Genomic DNA, 20,253 nt, shown 5'->3' on the forward strand with positions numbered 1-20,253 from the left:
GCCACTTGGAGTGTGCCGAGGATCTGCGTACCGGCGACGATCCCGCCGGACGCCCGCTCCCGTCCTCGGCCACCGGGCCGGTCCGGGGTGGTTGGCATCGGCCTGCGGGCCGACCCGTTGCCCGGCCGTACATCCGTACCCTATGCGGCGTGGAACCTGATACTCCGCTCTCTCCGGCCGTCCGGCGCCCCCTCATGGTCTCCCTCTGCGCGGGCCTGGCCCTGGTGTGGCTGTTCGACCTGGTGACCTACTACGACCCGCAGGGCCGCTGGTCGAGCTGGCTGCCCCTGGTCTCCGGCCCCCTCGCCGCCGTCGCACTGCTCTTTCCTGCTCGCCGGCCGGGCCCCGCCTGGCGGGCCGGCGCCGCCGCACTGGGCTCGCTGGCCCTGACCGTGGGCCTGTGTGCGTATGCCCCGCTCACCAGCGGTACATGGAGCCTGCTGGAAACGGTCGCCCTGCTCGTGCTGCTGTCCCGGACCGCGCGGCGGGTGGAGCGCCCGGCCACCGCCGTAACGCTGTCGGCGGCGCTGGCCGTCGCAGTGATCGCCCTGCCGCTGCGAGAGGGCGCGGAGCGCGACTTCTTCGGGTACTCCTTCGTGCTGACATTCGCCGTCGGCGGCGCTGTGGGCCTCGGTTGCTATCTGCGCCTCCTGGACGCCCGCCGGGCCCGGGCCGTGGCCTCCGTACGCCACAGTGAGCGCCTGGAACTCGCCCGGGACCTGCACGACTTCGTCGCCCACCACGTCACCGGCATCGTCGTGCACGCCAACGCCGCTTTGGTGATCCAGGAGACCTCGCCGGAGCAGATCAAGCCCCTGCTGGAGGGCATTTCGCGGGCCGGCGGGGAGACCCTGGACTCCATGCGCCGCCTGGTGCGAGTCCTGCGCGAGGACGACCACCACACCACCCGCCCAGGTGAGCTGGTGGCTGAGCTGAACCGCTTGGTCTCAGCGTTCGCCGAGAACGGGACCGCGGCGGCGCTGGTCATCGCACCCGAGGTGCGCGAGATCCGCATGGCTCCGGAGGTGGAGACGTCCGTCCACCGCGTGGTGCAGGAGTCGCTGACGAACGTACGCCGGCACGCCCATGGCGCGGACGTCGTCGTCCGCCTCGAACTGGACGCTCAAGGTCGCCTCCGGGTGGAGGCGCGCAATGCGGCGCCGCAGACGCGCGCCACCGGGCCGATCGGCGGGCGGGGCGGCTTCGGCCTGGTGGGCCTGCGGGAACGCGTGGAGGCCGTTGAGGGGTCGCTGACCAGCGGCCGGACAGCGGACGGCGGCTGGTGCGTGAGTGCTGCCTTCCCTGTCCTGGCAGCTGTGGAAGGATCATCGGCATGAGCGGTGACGTTGGTGGGAACGGGGCCCGGACGCGGGTACTGATCGCGGACGACCAGGAGATGGTCCGCACCGGCTTCCGGCTGATCCTCGGCACCCAGCCCGACCTCGAAGTGATCGGCGAGGCCGCCGATGGCGCCGAGTGCATCGAACTCGCCCGCAGGATGCGTCCCGACGTCTGTCTCGTCGACATCCGCATGCCCAAGCTGGACGGTCTTGAGGTCACCCGGGCCCTGGCCGGTCCGGGCGTCGTCGACCCGATGCGTGTGGTCGTGGTGACCACCTTCGACCAGGACGACTACGCCTACACCGCCCTGCGCAACGGCGCCTGCGGCTTCCTCCTCAAGGATGCCGGCTCCACCTTGCTGATCGAGGCCGTGCGCTGCGCCGCCCGTGGGGATGCCCTTGTCTCGCCCGCCGTCACCGTGCGGCTGCTGAAGCACCTCGCCGGACAGCAGCCGCCGGTAGCGCTCCCGCACCCGCTCTCCGAGCGGGAACTCGACGTCGTACGCCTGGTGGCGGTGGGCCGCACCAACCAGGAGGTCTGCGGCGAGCTGTACGTGTCCCTGGGCACGGTCAAGTCCCACCTGGCCAACATCAAGGACAAGCTCGGCGTACGCAACCGCGTCGAGATCGCCGCCTGGGCCTGGGACTCCGGTCTCGTACGCGACCGTCAGATGCCGCCCGCCTGACCTGCGGGACGGACTGCGGACCGACCCGGGCCGCTCCTGGTCGGCAGAGGACCCCGTACGGGTCAACACGGTCCAGGTTCGCTGCCTGCACGCGGCTGTGCCGGTTGGCCTCTGTCAAGTGCTCTCTGTGACTACTCCTGGGCGTCCTGCGGTGTGCTGGCGGTCTGCAGTGTGGTGATCCATTGGGTGACGACGGTGTCGATGAAGGCGTCGCTGACCTGGCCGCGGTCGAGGAAGAGGCGGGCGAGGACGGGCCCGTACAGGAGGGTGAACTCGTCTTCGCTGATGTGGATGCCCGCGGGCTCCAGCAGCTTGTTGAAGCCGGTGTGGCGGTCTTCGCCGATGCGGATGAGTGCCTGGGCGCTGTCGGGGTCGTGGTCGGCCTGGGCGGTGACGGCCAGGGCGGCGGTGCGTACGGCGGGCACGCTGACGCCGGCGCGCAGGCTCTTGAGCCAGGCGGTGGCCACCTCACGCACGTCGCTGCCCGGTTCGGGGTAGTTGCCGAGGTCGGGGCCTTCGAGGATGAGGTCGAAGAGAAGTGCGGCGCGGGTGGGCCAGTGCCGGTAGAGGGTCTGGCGGGTGACGTCCGAGCGCTCGGCCAGCAGGGCGTAGGTAAGCCCGGCCGGTCCGACCTGGGGCAGCAGTTCCCGGGCGACGGCCAGCACACGGTTGCGGGTGCGCTGCACGCGCGGGTTGCTCTGGGTGGGCTGTCGGCGGTGCAGGGGCTGCGTCATGCCGGCCACTCTACCGGCACATCATACATCGTGTGTGATTGAGGTCACACGCCCAAATCATACGCTCCGTGTGATAGACCTGAGGAAGTAATCACACGCACCGGATGATTCTCGTGTGTCGGCACATTCGAAAGGCAGACCGCCATGTCACCTCGCACCCAGACCGCACCCACGTTCTCCCGCACCCGCCTGGGCTCCGGTCCCGGCCTGCTCCTCGCCCACGGCGCCGGCAGCAGCCTGGCCGGCTCCTACGGCCCTGTCCTGGAAGCCCTCGCCGCCCGCCACACGATCGTCGGCATCGACTACCCCGGCAGCGGCGACACCCCCCGCTCCACCGCCGCGCTGTCCGTCGACGACCTCGCCGACCAGCTCGTCGCCGCCGCCGACGCTGAGGGCCTGGACCGCTTCGCCGTCTCCGGCTACTCCCTCGGAGGCCCGGTTGCCATCCGCGCCGCCGCCCGCCACCCCGAACGCGTCACCGCACTCGTCCTGACCGCAGCTTTCCCGCACCGCGACAACCGGCTCGCCCTCGCCTCCTCGATCCAGAGCAAGATCGCCGCATCCGGCGACCGCGAACTGCTGGCCGAATTCCTCCTCATGATGGCCCTCGGCACCCAGGCGCTGGAGTCGATGCCGTCCGAGTACCTGCAGCAGACCCTCGGCTACACCGCCGCCTCCATCGCCGACGGCAGCTCCGAGCAGACCGACCTCGTCGGCCAGGTCGACGTCCGTGAAGACCTCGCCGGTATCACGGTCCCCACCCTGGTCGTCTCGACCACCGACGACCGCCTCGTCTCCACCGACCTGCACCGCCACCTCGCCGAAACCATCCCCGGCGCCCAGCTCGCCGAAATCGCCACCGGCCACCTGCCGATGCTGGAGCGCACCGAGGAGTGGCTGCAGCTCATCACCGACTTCCTCGACAACCACCACGCCTGAACACACACCACCGGAGGCGCCATGCAGCGAGCGGCAGCCCAGCCCCTCACCCGGACCCGCCCCGGTCCCTGATCACTTGCAACTCCGCGGGTTCGCAGACCCACTTCCCCCTCGATTTCCAGGAGAACTCATGCTCAGCTTCGGCCACCTCGACGAGTCCACCCAGTTCCGCGACCAGCAGAAGGAAAAGGCCGGCCCGGTCACCATCATCAACACCTTTGTCGCCCCGGAAGGCAAGGAGGACGAGGTGGTGGCCGCCTGGACGGACGACGCGGAGTACATGAAGAAGTCGGGGAACCTGCTCTCGGTGCAGCTGTACCGGGGTATCGGCGGCAGCCGACTTTTCACCAACGTCGCGGTCTGGCGATCCACCGAGCACCTCCGTGCCGCCCTCGGCACGCCGGAGTTCGCCTCCCACCTGGCGGGCTACCCTGCCGGCACCGTCGCCTACCCTCACCTCTACCAGAAGTTCGCAGTCGAAGGCATCTGCGAAGGAGAATGACCACCGCTACCCGATTTCCGGGCTGCCGTTCGCAACGCACCCGACGTATGGCGACGTATAGCCCTTGGGTCGGCGGACAACTGACGCCGATCTGTTCCCTCTGACCGACCGGCCGGTGCTCAAAGTACTCGGCCTGGTCGGCGCAGAGACGGCGCATCGGCAGGACGTACGCGAGGCGATTGACCGATGTGGAATGGAAGTTCATCGAGTCATGCCGGCCGATTAGCGAGTATCGCCCTTACTTCGATCGGTTGCGGCAGCAGTTCCAGGGTGTTATCTGGGCGTTCAAAATCGGCGGACAGCGGCAGGAGATGCCGAGGGGTGCAGTCGCGGTGCCGTCCGTGCGGTCCCCGGGGGCGTCGATCACGATGACCCCGTCGTCGTGCGGAGCGGTCGCCGGCTCCTTGCGTAGCAGGTCAAGCAGTCCATTGTTGACCTACTGGGTCTGTTCTTTGGCCTAGTGGTTTTCGGTTGGTCCGACAGCCCTATACCGCCGTCAACTGTGTGCCTGTTGCCTCCCTGGGCCATCGCGGATGGGCAGTCAGGATCGCCGGAGGACGTTTACCGCGAGCACGGACTCGATGCGGACAGCGTCGTCCGCGCTGCCCTCGACCTGACTGACTCATCCCCAAGCGTCTGCCTGCTATCAAACGATTGACATCAATCACCAGGTTGATAACCTAGTACTTGCCAAGGCCCTCGAGCCATCGCTGAAGTCACTCGCGTCGGCGTGCCCCTGCTGTCACATGGCGGCCCTTCATCGCGCCGAGCGCAACGTCCGTCACCTGCTCATCACCCTCGGGGTGCTGCTCGGATGCAGGCGGTCGTAAGAAATTGGGAGAAGACATGACCAACAACACTCCAACGATCACGCGTGACGGAGTCATCGGACAGGACGGGAGCGAGGTGGTCACCGTTGACCAGGCCACCGGGGCAGAGTTCGCCCGGTATCCCGTGGCCGGCAAGGAAGAGGCCGCCGCGGCTGTCGCTGCCGCACGCTCGTCCGCCGGGCCCTGGTGGGACCTCGGATTCGAGGGCCGCGCGGAGCGTCTGCGCGCATGGCGGCGGGAGATAGCCGTAGGCGGCGAGGAGGGGGCCGCCCTCATCCACGCCGAGAACGGCAAGCCCCTCGACGACGCCCGCGTTGAAGTGCTGGGGATTCTGGAGCACGTGCAGTACGCCATCGAAAACGCCGAGCGCGTGCTGGGCCGGCGGGACGTCCCCGCCAGCCCGACCGTGCCCAATCAGCGAGCGTGGGTCGAATACCAGCCCTACGGCGTCGTCGGTGTCATCGGTCCGTGGAACTTCCCTCTCCTGACGCCGGGGGCCATCCTGATCGAGGCGGTCGCGGCCGGAAATGCGGCCATTCTCAAGCCCAGTCAGATCACGCCAGGCGTCGGGGAGTGGCTCGTCCGGACCTGGCAGCGTGCGGTCCCCGACCTTCCGAACGTCCTCCAGTGTCTCAACGGGTTCGGGGCCACCGGCGGGGCGCTCATCGAGGCCGGTCTGAACAAGCTCGCGTTCACTGGCAGCGTCGCCACGGGCAAGACGGTGGCCGCCCAGTGCGCGCAGACCCTGACCCCCGTTCTGCTGGAACTCGGTGGAAAGGACGGCGTCGTCATTGCCGAGGACGCCGACTTGGACGAAGCCGCCAAGCACGTCGTATGGGGCGCCATACAGAACACCGGACACGGCTGCATCAGTCTCGAAGTGGCCTACGTCGTCGAGTCGGTTCACGACGAGTTCGTCGAGAAGATCAGCGACCTCGCCAAGCAGGTACGCGTCGGCAGCGACGAGGACGCGGAGATCGGGCCGGTTCCCCTGCCCACCCAGATCCCGATCATCCGGGAGCACATCCAGGACGCTCTCGATCGCGGCGCCACAGCCACGGTCGGTGGCATCGAGGCAGTGGGGGAGCGCTATGTCACCCCCACCATCCTCGTCGGCGTGAGCCCCGACGCCCTGGCGGTGACCGAGGAGACGTTCGGACCCACGCTCGCCGTCGTCAAGGTCGCCGACACCGAGGAAGCCATTGCGCACATCAACACCAGCCGCTACGGACTGGGCAGCGCCGTCTTCAGCCGCGACCGCGGCGAAGCCATCGCCCGTCAACTCCGCGTCGGAATGACCAGCATCAACGACGCCCTGGTGTTCTCCATCAACCCCGCCGTGCCCTTCGGTGGTCGCGGCGACAGCGGCTACGGGCGCAAGCAGGGCGAGGAAGGACTCCGGGAGTTCGCCTACCCGCACTCCTTCACCGCCAAGACCGGCCCCGCCCAGTTCTCGGCGACCACCTTCGGCAGGCCCGCGGGCGCGATGGCGGGAGCCCTCGCCGGCGTACGCGGCAGGATCCTGGCCGAGGGCGACGAGACGACCGCCTGACCAACTGGCGGTCAGAAGCGCACAGTCCAGTCTGGCATCCACCCCCGCCACCAGACCGGTTGCTGACTGACGGCACCGGGTCCGTGAGGGCGGCGCCCACCTCGGACCCGGTCGCCCGCCCCGGCCCGTCGACAGCGCGAGCCGACCACAACAGTCGATGCCTCACTGGGGAACGACGCGGCATCTTCGCGGAGCGCGCATCGGTTGGGCACGTCCGACAACCACCACACCACCATCGAGGGAGAGCGTGCATGTCCGACGAAGATCCTTTCCACACCGAGCCCCGCACCAAGCCTCCTGCTGAGTCCACCCGGCGAAGATTTATCGCCGCGACTGCCGCTGCTGGGGGAGCTGCTGTGGTCGGCGGTGTGGGCGCGGGGCAGCCTGCGTTCGCGGCCGGGGCGGTGCCTGGTGGCCGTGTTTCTGCGGCGGTCGGCGGCTTGAAGGACCATCGGAACGCCAAGAGGGAGAAGAAGATGCGCATTGTGGCCGTGGAAGAGGCGTTCTCCATTCCGGGAGCTATCCGGCAGGAGGCGGCGATCCGTCAGCGTATGGATGTGCCGGAGGCGATCAAGCAGGAGTGGTTCCGGCGTCTGGATGATCTGACCGAGCTGCGGCTTGCGGACATGGATGCCAACGGCGTCGACATGCAGGTTCTGTCGTATTCGACGCCGGGTCTGGAGGTGATCGAGGATCCGGCGGAGGCGGTGGCTGTCGCGCGGCGGGTCAACGATTTTCTGGCCAAGGCGGTGGCCGGCCATCCGAAGCGGTTCGCGGGTTTCGCGGTGCTTCCGTTGCAGGATCCGAAGGCTGCGGTCGTGGAGCTGCGCCGGGTGGTGGAGGAGCTCGGGCTCAAGGGCGTGCTGTACAACGACCATGTGCGGGGTCATTACCTGGATGAGCCGCAGTTCAGGCCGGTGTGGGCGGAGCTGGAGCGTCTTGGTGTGACGCTGTATCTGCATCCGGCTGTGATCCCGGCCGACAACTGGCGTGTCTTTGACGGGTATCCGGTGCTGGTGGGGCCGTCGTGGGGCTGGACCGCGACGACGGGTGCCCATGCGCTCCGGTTGATCTACGGCGGGGTGTTCGACCAGTTCCCGCGTGCGTCGGTGATGCTGGGGCACATGGGTGAGCTGCTGCCGTTCCAGATGGCCCGGCTTGACAGCCGTTACCCCCAAGTGCCCGTGGAGCAGCGGGTCGAGCACCTGCCCTCGTACTACCTGCGCAACAACGTGTACGTGACCACCAGCGGAGTCATGTCGCATGCCGCGCTGCTGGGAGCCGTCCATGCCGTGGGCGCCGACCGGGTGCTGTTCTCCATCGACTACCCGTTCGAGTCCAGCGCCGAAGCGGTGGCGTTCCTGCGTTCGGCACCGTACGCACCGGCCGACCTCGCACGCATCGCGCACGGCAACGCCGACCGCATTCTGGGACTGTGAGGAGCCAGGATGCCGAAAGCAGTGCGATTTGCTGAGTACGGGGGCATCGACGTACTGAACGTGGTCGACGTCGAACGGCCCGAGCCCGGTGCACGGCAGGTGCTCATCAAGGTGTTGGCCGCCGGGATCAACCCGGGTGAGGCCGTGATCCGGCGGGGGTTCCTGCACGAAAGGTTTCCGTCGACGTTTCCGTCCGGGCAGGGCAGCGACCTGGCCGGGATCGTCGAGGAACTCGGCGCGGGAGCCACGGGATTCGCCGTCGGTGACGAAGTGATCGGCTTCACCCACAACCGGGCCAGCCACGCCGAGTACGTGATCGTGGACGATGACCACCTCACCCCTCGGCCCGCGGGTGTCTCGTGGGAACAGGCCGGCGCGCTCTACGTCGCCGGTACCACGGCGTACGCGGCGGTGAACGCCCTCAGGGTCAAGCGCGGCGAGACCGTCGTCGTCTCCGGGGCCGCTGGCGGGGTGGGCTCACTCGCCGTACAACTCGCGCGACACGCCGGAGCCACCGTCATCGGTCTGGCGAGCGAACCCCACCACGCATGGCTTGCCGGGCACGGAGTGATTCCGGTGACCTACGGCGCGGGTGTCGCCGACCGCGTCCGCACCGCGGCGTACGGAACGGTCGACGCCTTCATCGACACCTACGGCTCTCCCTACATCGAACTGGCGCTGGAACTCGGCGTACCCGGTGGACGGATCAACACGATCATCGACTTCCCGGGCGCGGCGAGGCACGGCACCAAGGCGGAGGGCAGCTCGGCGGCATCGAGCGCCTACGTACTGCGGGAGCTCGCCGCCCTGATCGCCGACGGGGATCTGGAAATCCCCATTGCAGGCGTGTACCGGCTCGACGAAGTCCAGACGGCCTTCCGGGAGCTGGAACGCCGACACACGAACGGCAAGATCGTTCTCAAGCCCTGATGAGGGGCAGTCAGACCGGCCGCCGCCCCATCGTGCGAGCGAGCCGTCGACCCAAGCACATCCCTGAACGGAGCAAGACCGTGGCCAAGTCGTCACAACCCGAGATCCGCACCCGGTGGTCCTCCAAGAACGCCGCTGATCAGTTCACCGTCGACAACCCTGCGACGGGCGCGCCATTGGCCGTCGTGCACGGCGCCGGCGACAAGGAAGTCGACCAGGCCGTACAGGCGGCCTACGACGCGCACTTCTCCTGGAAGGCCCGCACCGCCCGCGAGCGCGGCAGTTGGCTGCGCAAGATCGCTCAGGCGGTGCGCGAGCACGCCGACGAGATCGCGGCCCTGGAGTGCAGCGACAACGGCAAACCATTGACCCAGGCGCGCAACGGGGACGTGAACGCGGCGATCGGGATCTTCGAGTTCTTCGCGAGCCTGTGCGACTCCATGCCTGGCCAGGTCAATGACGGCGGAGGTCTGCTGGACATCACGGTGCTCGAACCCTACGGTGTCGTCGCCGCGATCGTGCCGTTCAACTGGCCGCCGATTCACACTGCCAGCAAGCTGGCCCCGGCACTGGCCGTCGGCAACGCGGTGGTCATCAAGCCGCCGGAGCAGGCCCCGCTCTCATCCATGCGCATGGTGGAGATCATCCAGTCCGTCCTGCCCGACGACGTGGTCCACATCATTCCCGGCACCGGCTCGATCGGGTCCCGGCTCGCCGGCCACCCGCTCGTCGGCAAAATCTCGTTCACCGGGTCACCCACCACCGGCGTCTCGGTCATCAAGACCGCGGCCGACAACCTGACGCCGACTCTGATGGAGCTCGGCGTCAAGGACCCGTTCATCATCTTTGAGGACGCGGACCTCGACCTGGCGCTGCCGTGGGCGATCGAGGGCGGGCTCTACAACCAGGGTGAGGCGTGCACCTCGGCGTCCCGCGTCCTGGTACACGCCGACATCTACGACGAGGTGGCACGCCGCTACGGCGACGCGGTGAAGCGGCTGCGCGTCGGAAACGGCGTCGATCCCGGCACGCACATCGGTCCGATGGTGTCCGCGGCCCAGCGCAAGCGGGTTCTGGACTACATCGACATAGGCGTCCAGGAGGGCGCCACGATCGCGGCGCAGGCGCCGCTCCCCGACGACCCGGAGCTGGCGGGCGGCTTCTACGTCGCGCCGACGCTGTTCACCGGCGTACGCCCGGACATGCGCATCGCGCAGGAGGAGATCTTCGGCCCGGTCATCTCGATGATCCCGTTCCACGACGAGGACGAGGCCGTCAAGATCGCCAACGGCACCGACTTCGGCCTGGTCGCCGCGGTGTTCACGCCGGATTCCGAGCGCGCACTGCGGGTCAGCCGCGCCCTGCATACCGGGTTCGTCTTTGTGAACAACTACAACCGGAACTTCACGGGCGTGCCGTTCGGCGGAGTCGGTGCGAGCGGCTACGGCAGGGAAACCTCGGCGCAAACCCTGCACGAGTACGGCTACAGCAAGAACATCCGGCTGGTCTCCGGCAGGGGCGAGATCCCGCGCTGGGCGCCGGCCCTCGAAGTCACCGGACGAGCCCAGTGAACGAGCTGCTCGGTGCGAACTGGTCCGGATGCCAGGGGATGTCCCAGCAGGAGCAGGCATTCGACACGCGATTCCGCCAACTGAGGGGCCTGGAAGATCCCGGACACGGCCGCTGACCAGACACGAGATCAACTGACTTTGCAACAGCCCTGCGCGGGCGTTGTGGCCGAGCAGTCTGCCCGTTTGGCCAGGCAGAAACGTCAGAAAGGGCGGCCGGGCGTGAAGTTGTCCCGCCCCAGAATGATGGTGTTGCTCATGGGTGGCTTCCTCGGCGGCGTACGCGCGCATGACGGGAAACCAGATGCATGACCGCCGTAGGCAGGTGCCCGTCAACCGCCAACGCTGGGGGGAAGCGGTACTTCGGCACATCTGCCGGCTTCAGTGCGATGGCGTCAGCCCGGGATGCGAAGCGAACAGACGTGAACCAGTGCCGCGTTCAGATCGGAATGCTCCGCTCCGGTAGACGGGGCTGCCCAGAGTCATGGCGTGGAGCGCGATCGTCGACGGCTGTGCTGACGGAAGGACAGGAAGCATGACGTTGGTCAATGGGTGGGTGGATGTTCACGCGCACTTCTTGCCGCCGCTCACGGAAGAGCAGCGGCTCAAGCAGTGGGAAGGCCTGCGCGCCATGCGGTTCCTGGCGACGCAGCCGTATGGCTGGAGTCCGGAATCCGCCTTGGATTACATGGACCGGACCGGTATCGCCATGCAGCTGCTCAGCAACATCCATACTCCCTCGCTGCAGGCATTGCGTGATTCCAACGACTATGGAGCGAAGATCATCGCAGACCATCCGACCAGGTTCGGGTTGTTGGCAGCACTTCCCACCGACGATCCTGAGGCGGCGCTGGCCGAGATCGAACGGGCCCAATCGGACCTGCACGCTGACGGATACGCCGTGAGCGCCCGGTACAACGGGGTGTTTCTCGGTGACGAGAGGCTGGAACCGGTGTGGGCCGAGCTGAACCGCCGCCGTGCCGTTGTCTTCGCCCACCCGAATACGATCGCGCCGGCGCAACTCGGCCTCCCTGCCGTCTTGATGGACGTGGCGTTCGAGACCGCCCGGAGCGTTGTCGACATGCTCTATGCCGGGGTGTTCCGCCGTTACCCTGACCTGACTGTGATCCTTGCCCATGCCGGTGGAGCACTGCCTGCGATGTCCGGACGGCTGGGGCAGTTGGGGGCGGAGCCCTGGGTGCCCAACCAGCAGAACATCACCCAAGATGAGATCCGCGAGCATCTGGCCAGGCTGTACCTGGACACCGGCAACGCGGGAGCCGACGCCAGTCTCGCGCCGGCGCTCGCCATGGTCCCGCGTGAACACCTGGTCTACGGCTCCGACAGCGGCGCGCCGTGCAATACGGACGAGACGTTGGCGGCCAATATCCGGGCGCTCCGTGACTCCCGCGTGCTGGTCGAAGGCGAGGCCGACCAACTCGGCCATCGGGGCTGGGACCTGTTCCCGACTGCCAGCCGCCGCGCCGGCAGAAGCTGAACCGCTGGTCCAGCCGCCTGCCGCCTGCCGCCTGCCGCCTGCCGCCTGCCGCCGGAAACGGGGGAGCGGACTCGCTGCGTCCTGGGCAGGAGAAAACCAGCCCAGGTTGCAGCCGTCCCCGCACCGACTCCGGCTGACAGGACTCGGCCTCCCAGCCCGCCCAACGCGTGGGTGGGGGCGGTTCGAGACCTCGGACTCCTGGTGCGTGGTCGGAAAGGGCAAGGCCAAGACCAGAACCCTCACCAGTGCTTTCGCTCCTTCCGGCCTCACGCGTGCCCAGGACGGACGCTGAACGGTGCAGGCGGCCACGAGAAAGTGGGAAAATTCATGATCAATAACACTCCTTGTCAGCACGTTGTGGCGCCGTACAGGATGGGCCGCCCATGAGTAACGAATTCCGACTAGGAAGCGACCTGGTCGTCAACCGGCTCGGCTTCGGTGCTATGCGCTTGCCGTCCAGGGAGGGCATGGGAGGAGCGGCCCGTGACCCCGACACCGGCCGTGCCGTTCTTCGCCGCGCTGTCGAACTGGGCGTGAACCACATCGACACCGCCGACTTCTACGTCAGCGCCGGTGGAGCGGTGCGCGCGAACACCCTGATTCGCGAGGCCCTCCATCCCTACGCGTCCGACCTGGTCATCGCCACCAAGGTGGGCCCTATCCGCCGCCCCGACGGCTTCCGCCAGGCCGCCACCCCGGCCGACCTGCGCGGCTTGGTGGAGGCCAACCTCGATGGCCTGGGCGTGGACCGCCTCGATCTGGTCTACCTGCGCATCGGTCGGATGGAGCCCCCGCACGGAGAGTCGCTCGCCGAGCGCTTCGAGGCGCTCGCTGCGCTGCGGGAGGAGGGATTGATCCGTCACCTCGGCCTGAGCAACGTCGACACCGCCCATCTCACGGAGGCTCGCGCGATCGCCCCGGTCGTGGCGGTGCAGAACCAGTTCCACGCCGCCAAGCGCGACGACGTGCAGCTGTTGGCCGCCTGCGAGGAGGCCGGCATCGCATTCGTGCCCTTCTTCCCGCTCGGTGGCGGGCGGGAACTCGACGACGAACGGCTGGCCAAGGTCGCGGCCCGGCACGGCGCCGCCGTGTCACAGATCGGTCTGGCCTGGCTGCTGGCCTTCTCGCCGGCGACCCTGGCAATTCCTGGCACAGGCTCTCTGTCACACCTGGAGGACAACATGGCCGTCGCCGGGATCACCCTCAGTGAGGAAGACCTCGCCGACCTCTCCTGACACCAAGGGCTGTCAAAACGTCTCAGGGGCAACCGTCGCCAGCATCGTCGTGATGACGGGCGTGAGCGCAGCGAACCGCGCCCGGCCGTGGTCATCGTCTTCTCATGGCCCAGCCGTGAGTGACGGAGGGTCAGCTACGCCTGGTCGAGCGCGGAACGAATGGGCCCACTGCGCCCACGCGTGTCGGGGCGCCGAGTGTGGCGTCGGCGGGTCGCACTCCTCGGTGACCGGATGCCTGCTGCGACCACCGCGGAGCCGACGCGGATGGAAAGTACCGCAGGTGGGCGCGTAGTACCGCGGTACCACGAGGACGGCGCAGATCAGCCTCCCGGTACCACCGGGCCGGGTGATTCGGCACCTAGCGTTGCCAGTGAGGCGTCGAAGTGACGGACGCCGGAGCCCGACAGAGAGAACGCGAATGATCGACGCACGGCAGTTGACCAAGAAATACGGCGAGAAGACGGCTGTCGACGGGCTGGACTTCGTCGTGAAGCCGGGCACGGTGACGGGCTTTCTGGGGCCCAACGGCGCGGGCAAGTCCACGACCATGCGCATGATCGTCGGCCTCGACGCCCCCACGAGCGGCTCCGTCACCGTGAACGGCCACCCCTACGCCCACCATCAGGCGCCGCTCCAGGAGGTCGGCGCCCTCCTGGAGGCGAAGTCGATCCACCCGGGCCGCTCGGCGTACAACCACCTCAGGGCACTCGCGCTGACGCACGGCATCCCGGGCAGCCGGGTCGACGAGGTCATCGACCTCGCGGGACTCGGCAGCGTGGCGAAGAAGCGGGCCGGCGCCTTCTCCCTCGGCATGGGCCAGCGGCTGGGCATCGCCGCGGCGCTGCTGGGCGATCCGCAGACGGTGATGCTGGACGAGCCGGTCAACGGGCTGGACCCGGAGGGCGTGCTGTGGATCCGCAACCTGCTCAAGGGGCTCGCCGACGAGGGCCGGACCGTGTTCGTGTCCTCGCACCTGATGACCGAGATGGCTCTGGTGGCGGACCACCTGATCATCGTGGGGCGGGGCCAGCTGCTGGCCGACACGACCGTTGCGGACCTGATTCGCGAGGCGGGCGGCGACACGGTGAAGGTGGTGACGCAGGACCCGGCACGGCTGCGGGACGTCCTGGCCGGGCCGGGCGTCGACGTCATCGGACAGATCGGCTCTGAGGAACTTCAGGTGACCGGGCTGACAGCCCGCGAGATCGGCTTGAAGGCGGCTGAGCATGGGATCGCCCTGTTCGAGCTGAGCGCGCGGACCGTATCGCTGGAGGAGGCATTCATGGAGCTGACCAGGGATGCCGTGGAGTACCACGGCTCCACGACCGGGATCGAGACCCTCGAGGCCGTCGGGAGGACCGCATGAGCACCCTCACCGCAACCGCCGAGGAACCCCGGACCACCCCCGCCCGGCCCGTCTACCGGGTGACCGGACGGCGCGTGCTGTCCTCGGAGTGGGCCAAGCTGTGGTCTCTGCGCTCGACCTGGATCACCCTGGGCCTGGGCCTGCTGTTCGTAGTGGCCTTCGGCTTGATTGCCGCGAGCCGCTACAAGTCGGGGATCGACTCGGGCAATCTCGACTCGGACTTCGCCGATTCGACGACCGTTAGCCTGTCCCTCTTCGGTACGAACTTTGCACAGCTGGCTCTGGGCGTGCTCGGCGTGCTGGTCACGGCGGGGGAGTACTCGACCGGGATGATCCGCTCGACGCTCGCGGCGGTACCCCGCAGGCTGCCGGTGCTGTGGTCCAAGGCGGCCGTGTTCGGGCTGGTCGCGCTGGTGGTGGGGACGCTGGGTGCGTTCGTCACCTTCCTGATTGGGAGCGGCATCGTCTCGGGCACGCCCGCGGCTATGAGCCTCTCGCACGCCGGTGTCCTGCGGAGTCTGCTGGGTGCAGGGCTCTACCTCGGCCTGGTAGGGGTGATCGGAGCCGCCCTGGGCGCACTGCTGCGGTCGGTGGCCGGCGGGATCTCGGTCCTGGTGGCCACCCTGATGCTGATCCCCGGACTGATCTCCCTGCTGCCGAGCTCCTGGCAGGACGACATCAGCCCCTACCTGCCGTCCAACGCAGGGCAGGCAATGTTCGCCTTGACCCACGACTCCACGACACTGTCGCCGGGCGCAGGACTGCTGGTGTTCCTGTGCTGGACGGTGCTGGCGTTGGGCGGCGCGGCGTACCGGCTCGTGCGCAGTGACGTCTGACGCCCGCGCCATCGACAGGTGACGTCCGTGACCACCGATGACATCAGCGGGATGGGGCCGCTGGTCGCCCGGCTGTCCCGGGGCGGCCAGCGGCTGCGGCAGGCCGACCGGACACATCCGTGGGTGCTGGACACCGCGGTCGTCGTCCTGGTCTTCCTGATGTTCTGCCTGCCCGACCTGATCCACGGCGGTGTGGACGACGCCGACAGCCCGCCCCGTGTCCGGGTCGCCTTCACTCACCTGCCCATCGCGGGCATGCTGGCCCTGCAGGCCGGACTGATACTGCCCCTGCTGTGGCGTCGGCGCACGCCCGCGATGGCCTTCGGCGTCATCGCCGCGGTGTTCGTCCTCCAATGGTCCATGGGCGCCGCGATGCGCGCGGACATCGCACTCTTCGTCGCCCTGTACAGCCTGGCCCTGCACGGGCGGCTGCGCCAACTGCCGTTGGCGTGTGCGGCGATGGCGGGCGCCCTGGTGCTGGTCGCGGTGCGTGCGTCCTCGGTGGTGTCCGTCTGGGACGCGCTGTTCTTCCTACTGAGCACGGCGACTGCGGCGCTCGCGCTCGGCCTGATGGTGCGGATCCGCCGGGCCCAGCTCGCCGGACTGCGTGAGAGGGCCGCCCGGCTGGAGATCGAGCGCGACCAGCGCAGCAGGCTAGCCACAGCCACCGAACGTACCCGTGTGGCTCGCGAGATGCACGACATCGTCGGCCACAACCTGTCCGTCATCATCACGCTCGCCGACGCCGGCGCCTACGCCACCGACAGCGCCCCCGAGCGCGGCAAGGAGGCCCTGCAGCTCATTGGCGACACCGGCCGACAGGCCCTCAGCGAGCTGCGGCGCGTGCTCGGGGTGCTGCGCGAGGCTGTGGACGGTTCCCCGGACGGGCCTGAGCTCAGCCCGCAGCCCGGCATCGCGGACGTCGAAGCGTTGTGCGCCACGGTGCGCGCCGCGGGACTGGAGGTCGCCTACCGGACCTCCGGCGACGTGGACGCCTTGGACAGCGGGGTGCAGCTGACGGTGTACCGCATCGTCCAGGAAGCCCTCACCAACACCCTGAAGCACGCCGACACCCACACCCGGGTACACCTGGCGATCCTCGTCGAGGACAGCCGACTGACCATCCGGGCCCAGGACACCGGTCCGGCCACACCGTCCGGACCGCCGAACGAGGAAGGACACGGCCTGGTGGGCATGCGGGAGAGAGCGGCCTTGTACGGCGGCACCGTCAGCGCGGGACCGGCGGCCGGCGCAGGATGGAACGTCGAGGCCGTCCTCGACCTCACACCTGGAAGCGGTGGTGACCGATGACCACCGTGCTCATCGTGGACGACCAGCCGCTGCAACGCTACGGATTCCACCTGCTCCTGGACTCCGTCCCCGAGACCGACGTCGTCGGTGAGGCCGCCCACGGCGCCGAAGCGGTCCGCAAGACGGCCGAACTGCGCCCGGACGTCGTCCTGATGGACGTCCGCATGCCCGGCATGGACGGCATCGAGGCCACCCGCCGCATCGTCGCCGCCGGCGGCCGCTCCCACGTCCTCGTGCTCACCACCTTCGACCTCGACGAGTACGTCCACGCCGCTCTGCGCGAGGCCCGCAGGGCCGGATCTGAGGGCCGGCGCGAGCGGGTTCCTCCTCAAGGACGCGCGCCCCGAGGAACTCCTCGCCGGGATCCGCGCCGTGGCCTCCGGCGACGCGGTCATCGCCCCCGCCCTCACCCGCCGCCTCCTGGAGGAGTTCGCCCAGTACGTTCCCTCCCACAGAACTGAACCAGCCGAGGACCCCAGACTCACCTCGCTGACCGACCGTGAACGCGAGATCCTCGTGGCTGTCGGCAAAGGCTGGACCAACGGGGAGATCGCCGAGCGGTTCGTGCTGTCCGAGTCCACCGTCAAGACGCATGTCGGCCGTGTCCTGGCCAAGATCGGCGCGCGTGACCGCATCCAGGCCGTGATCTTCGCCTACGACCACGGCCTCGCCCGGCCCACCGTGGAGTGAACCGACGGGCGGCGGCCTGGAGGGACGCCATCGGCCTGGGAACTGAGCGCCGATTGTGAGGAGCCTTTTGTTGTGCCGTCGGCGACCGCAGAGACTGCTCGCCGGGACCCGGTGGGCACAGCACTCCTTCTGCTGGGCAGGGGGGGGCAGTCTGCCGGGTGTCTAGACTCACATGAGATGTGATGAACTCATGGGAGGAGTCGGGATGCCGCGGAACCGCCAACAGATCCCCCGGGAGGAGCGCACGGGTGATCTGCTAGCCGCGGCCACCGAGCTCTTTCTGGCGAGGGGCTACGACAAGACCACGATGGCGGACATCAGTTCAGCCGCCGGTGTGGCCCGGGGCAACGTCTATTGGTACTTCGATTCCAAGGACCACATCTTCGCCGCCGTCATCAACCGCATGCTCAGTCGCGAGATCCGCATCCTGAACGAGGAGCAGGCCGGTGCCGACCCGCTGAGCCGCCTGGTGCGCGGGCTGTCCGACATGCGCTATTCCCGGCCGCTGCACCAGGCCATGCACGACCGGCTTCCCCATTCGGAGGCAGTTCGCGAGGCTCACAACACCTTCCTGAACTGGATCGTCGGACTGGTCGACGAATTCATGGCCGAGCGCGGCCTCGACGACATCCCTGACATCGATGCCGAGCTCGTCCGCGATGTCGCGATCGCCGTCTTCGAAGGGGCGCACGTGCCCAATGACTGGAACAGACCGGCCCACGAGATGATCCGGTTTCTGCTGGAGTCCGTCGTGGCCAGGAGTTCAGCGGCCAAGGGGCGGAAGCGCTGAGCGCGGTGCCTCAGCCGAGGTGAGTCCCGACTCCCGCTGATATCGCCTGCCCTGCACCGGCTGCTCTGGCGTCCCGGGGCGGGAGCGTCGCCCCGCGGAGCATGTCGAGCACGGCGACGGGATCCGCGGGAGCCTGCCGACCCCGCCAGCCGACGTGGCCGTCCGGGCGGACGAGGACGAGTGGTCGCTCGTACAGCTCGGCGGCGGCCGGGTCGGCGAGGCGCAGCACCGTCAACGGCACACCGCACCCGCGGGCGGCCTGCACCAGCGGCGTCGGGTCCGCGGAACCCGAGACGACGAGCGTAAACCCGCGTCCGAAGTGGTCGAGTACCGAACTGCCGTCGGGCAGCCAGACGTGCGGTGCGCGGCAGCCGGGCCACGTCGACGGCACGTACTCGTCCGGCTCGTCGGGCGGCTCCGGACTGCCGTCAGGCACGCAGATCGGGGAGCTGCTGTAGCGGTATCCGAGCTGGACCCCCGTGCAGCGGAACTCCTTGGCCCGGGACCGGCGGATCTCCTCGCCCACCTCACGTCGCAGCAGTTCGCCCTCCGCGTCCATGCGGTCGAGCACCGGATCGGGGACGAGCTGAGCGTCGGCCCTCCAGTTGCTGGAGGCTTCCGTGACGTTACGGACGGCGATCGGGCGCCGCTCCTGCTCGTAGCTGTCCAGGAGCGCCGGGCCGCCCCATCCCTGGAGGGTCGCGGCGAGCTTCCAGCCGAGGTCCACGGCGTCGCCGATCCCGGTGTTGGCGCCGAAGCCGCCCTTGGGCCACAACAGATGCCCCGCGTCGCCCGCGAGGAAGACCCGCCCGTCACGGTAGGTGCGGGCCACGACGCAGTGTCCGCTCCAGGGCTGTGCTGCGAGGATCTCCACGTCGATCGGCGCCCCGGCGGCCTCGTGCACCCAGGCGATCGCGTCGTCGGGGTCGGGCTCGTCGTCCAGGTAGACCGAGAGCCGCCATTCGTCCACGCCGTTGACAACAGTGATGTAGGGCCTGCGTGCCGATGACAGGGTGTGGATCTGTACAGCGGGGCCGCCCAGCCGCTCTCGCAGCAGTTCCAGTAGCTGCGGGGCACGGAAGTGCACAGCGAAATTGTGCCCCTGGGCGAACATGCCCTCGAACTCGATGCCGAGCGCCCGACGGATGCCGCTGCGGCCCCCGTCGCAGGCCACCAGGTACGTGCCGGCCAGCGTCTCGGTGGCGCCGCTCGCCACGTCGCGCACCACGGCTAGGACACCCTCCGAGTCCTGCTCCATTGTCTCCAGCCGGGTGCCGTACCTGATCTCGACTCCCGTCAGTTCGCTGGCCGTGCGTGCGAGCAACGGAACGAAAGAGAACTTGGACAGGAACGCGGGACCCTCCGGCGTCAGCGGGGTGTACACACCCGCAGACCGGTTGGTGACCCCGTAGTCGAAGTCGGTGAGGACGTGCCCCGTGGCGGAGGTGGCGAACACCGTTCGGTGTGGGTAGTCCGGGGGTGGTGCGGACTCCCTGCGAGCTTCTTCCGCGCAACCCCAGCGGCGCAGGTGTTCCATGGTGCGCGAAAAGATCGCCTCACCTGCGGGAAAGGGCACGTGACCGTCGCCTTGATCGATCACGGTGACCGGTATACCACGCCATCCCAACTCGGTCGCGAGGGCGAGGCCTACAGGCCCTGCTCCCACGACCAGGACGCGCCCGGATGCGGCTCTCTCGTGCTGGTCGGACATTGAAGATCTGCCTTCCTGAGCAAGGGGCGGAGTGTTCATGGTCCCATCTCTTGAACCGGGGTCAGAGTTACACGAGCATGTCGTCATAGGGAAGACCTGGAAAAACACAAGACTTCTGACAGCTCGTGTGCGGTGTTACGCTCGTCTTGCGTTCAAGAGAGAGGGAGCATCTTGGTGACTCCCGCTGATCACAGCGATGCCGGAAGCTGCTGCCTGGCTCTGGTTGTCGGATACCACCACGCCCTCGACGGAGGACCGCTGCCGGGATCGACCTGCTGGTAGACGGCAGACCGTCC

The 20,253-nt window shown here is 68.4% G+C and carries 16 protein-coding genes and 1 pseudogene; 15 read left to right on the forward strand and 2 right to left on the reverse strand.

The window, feature by feature from the left end; translation table 11 throughout:
* Window positions 1-149: 149 nt before the first annotated feature.
* Entirely contained in the window at window positions 150-1,337 is a 1,188-nt protein-coding gene (locus tag ABZT03_RS14990; RefSeq protein WP_356038690.1) for a histidine kinase, read from the forward strand.
* Window positions 1,334-2,026, forward strand: coding sequence for a response regulator transcription factor (locus tag ABZT03_RS14995; protein WP_356038693.1), 693 nt, complete (start codon window positions 1,334-1,336; stop codon window positions 2,024-2,026). Before ABZT03_RS14990 ends, ABZT03_RS14995 begins: the two co-directional genes overlap by 4 nt.
* Before the next feature lie 131 nt (window positions 2,027-2,157).
* Here ABZT03_RS14995 and ABZT03_RS15000 read toward each other — a convergent pair whose 3' ends face one another.
* A complete protein-coding gene (locus tag ABZT03_RS15000; RefSeq protein ID WP_356038695.1) occupies window positions 2,158-2,760 on the reverse strand; it encodes a TetR/AcrR family transcriptional regulator in 603 nt (200 codons plus the stop codon).
* A 144-nt stretch (window positions 2,761-2,904) separates the two neighbouring features.
* On the opposite strand from ABZT03_RS15000, the gene ABZT03_RS15005 reads away from it, so the two are divergent.
* The 13 genes and pseudogenes from ABZT03_RS15005 (at window position 2,905) to ABZT03_RS15065 (ending at window position 18,246) form a co-directional block, all read left to right on the forward strand.
* Complete coding sequence (locus ABZT03_RS15005) at window positions 2,905-3,699, forward strand: alpha/beta hydrolase (RefSeq protein WP_356038698.1); 795 nt, start codon at window positions 2,905-2,907, stop codon at window positions 3,697-3,699.
* 130 nt (window positions 3,700-3,829) lie between these two features.
* Window positions 3,830-4,201 (forward strand): antibiotic biosynthesis monooxygenase family protein, encoded by a 372-nt coding sequence (locus ABZT03_RS15010; protein WP_356038701.1) that lies wholly within the window; start codon window positions 3,830-3,832, stop codon window positions 4,199-4,201.
* Window positions 4,202-5,047: 846 nt separating this feature from the next.
* Window positions 5,048-6,583 (forward strand): aldehyde dehydrogenase family protein, encoded by a 1,536-nt coding sequence (locus ABZT03_RS15015; RefSeq protein WP_356038704.1) that lies wholly within the window; start codon window positions 5,048-5,050, stop codon window positions 6,581-6,583.
* A 251-nt stretch (window positions 6,584-6,834) separates the two neighbouring features.
* Window positions 6,835-8,022 (forward strand): amidohydrolase family protein, encoded by a 1,188-nt coding sequence (locus tag ABZT03_RS15020; protein WP_356038707.1) that lies wholly within the window; start codon window positions 6,835-6,837, stop codon window positions 8,020-8,022.
* A 9-nt stretch (window positions 8,023-8,031) separates the two neighbouring features.
* The gene (locus ABZT03_RS15025; RefSeq protein WP_356038709.1) at window positions 8,032-8,952 is read left to right on the forward strand and encodes an NADP-dependent oxidoreductase; all 921 of its coding nucleotides are present in this window, start codon (window positions 8,032-8,034) and stop codon (window positions 8,950-8,952) included.
* 80 nt (window positions 8,953-9,032) lie between these two features.
* Complete coding sequence (locus ABZT03_RS15030) at window positions 9,033-10,523, forward strand: aldehyde dehydrogenase family protein (protein ID WP_356038712.1); 1,491 nt, start codon at window positions 9,033-9,035, stop codon at window positions 10,521-10,523.
* Between the two features lie 532 nt (window positions 10,524-11,055).
* Window positions 11,056-12,018 carry an amidohydrolase family protein gene (locus ABZT03_RS15035; RefSeq protein WP_356038715.1) on the forward strand — a complete coding sequence of 321 codons (963 nt, stop codon included), beginning with the start codon at window positions 11,056-11,058 and terminating at the stop codon, window positions 12,016-12,018.
* A gap of 383 nt (window positions 12,019-12,401) precedes the next feature.
* Window positions 12,402-13,253, forward strand: a complete 852-nt coding sequence (locus ABZT03_RS15040; protein WP_356038718.1) for an aldo/keto reductase — start codon at window positions 12,402-12,404, stop codon at window positions 13,251-13,253.
* A 418-nt stretch (window positions 13,254-13,671) separates the two neighbouring features.
* Window positions 13,672-14,619 (forward strand): ATP-binding cassette domain-containing protein, encoded by a 948-nt coding sequence (locus tag ABZT03_RS15045; protein ID WP_356038722.1) that lies wholly within the window; start codon window positions 13,672-13,674, stop codon window positions 14,617-14,619.
* Complete coding sequence (locus tag ABZT03_RS15050; protein ID WP_356038725.1) at window positions 14,616-15,455, forward strand: ABC transporter permease; 840 nt, start codon at window positions 14,616-14,618, stop codon at window positions 15,453-15,455. Before ABZT03_RS15045 ends, ABZT03_RS15050 begins: the two co-directional genes overlap by 4 nt.
* Before the next feature lie 27 nt (window positions 15,456-15,482).
* Window positions 15,483-16,766 (forward strand): sensor histidine kinase, encoded by a 1,284-nt coding sequence (locus ABZT03_RS15055; RefSeq protein ID WP_356038727.1) that lies wholly within the window; start codon window positions 15,483-15,485, stop codon window positions 16,764-16,766.
* Window positions 16,763-17,456: pseudogene (locus ABZT03_RS15060) on the forward strand (response regulator transcription factor). The gene ABZT03_RS15055 and the pseudogene ABZT03_RS15060 overlap by 4 nt, the downstream one beginning before the upstream one ends.
* 205 nt (window positions 17,457-17,661) lie before the next feature.
* Complete coding sequence (locus ABZT03_RS15065) at window positions 17,662-18,246, forward strand: helix-turn-helix domain-containing protein (protein WP_356038730.1); 585 nt, start codon at window positions 17,662-17,664, stop codon at window positions 18,244-18,246.
* A 10-nt stretch (window positions 18,247-18,256) separates the two neighbouring features.
* On the opposite strand, the gene ABZT03_RS15070 is transcribed toward ABZT03_RS15065, so the two are convergent.
* Window positions 18,257-20,044, reverse strand: a complete 1,788-nt coding sequence (locus ABZT03_RS15070) for an FAD-dependent monooxygenase (RefSeq protein ID WP_356038732.1) — start codon at window positions 20,042-20,044, stop codon at window positions 18,257-18,259.
* Between the last annotated feature and the right edge of the window lie 209 nt (window positions 20,045-20,253).

This window comes from Streptomyces sp. NPDC005574 (assembly GCF_040605435.1).
Taxonomy (GTDB): Bacteria; Actinomycetota; Actinomycetes; order Streptomycetales; family Streptomycetaceae; genus Streptomyces.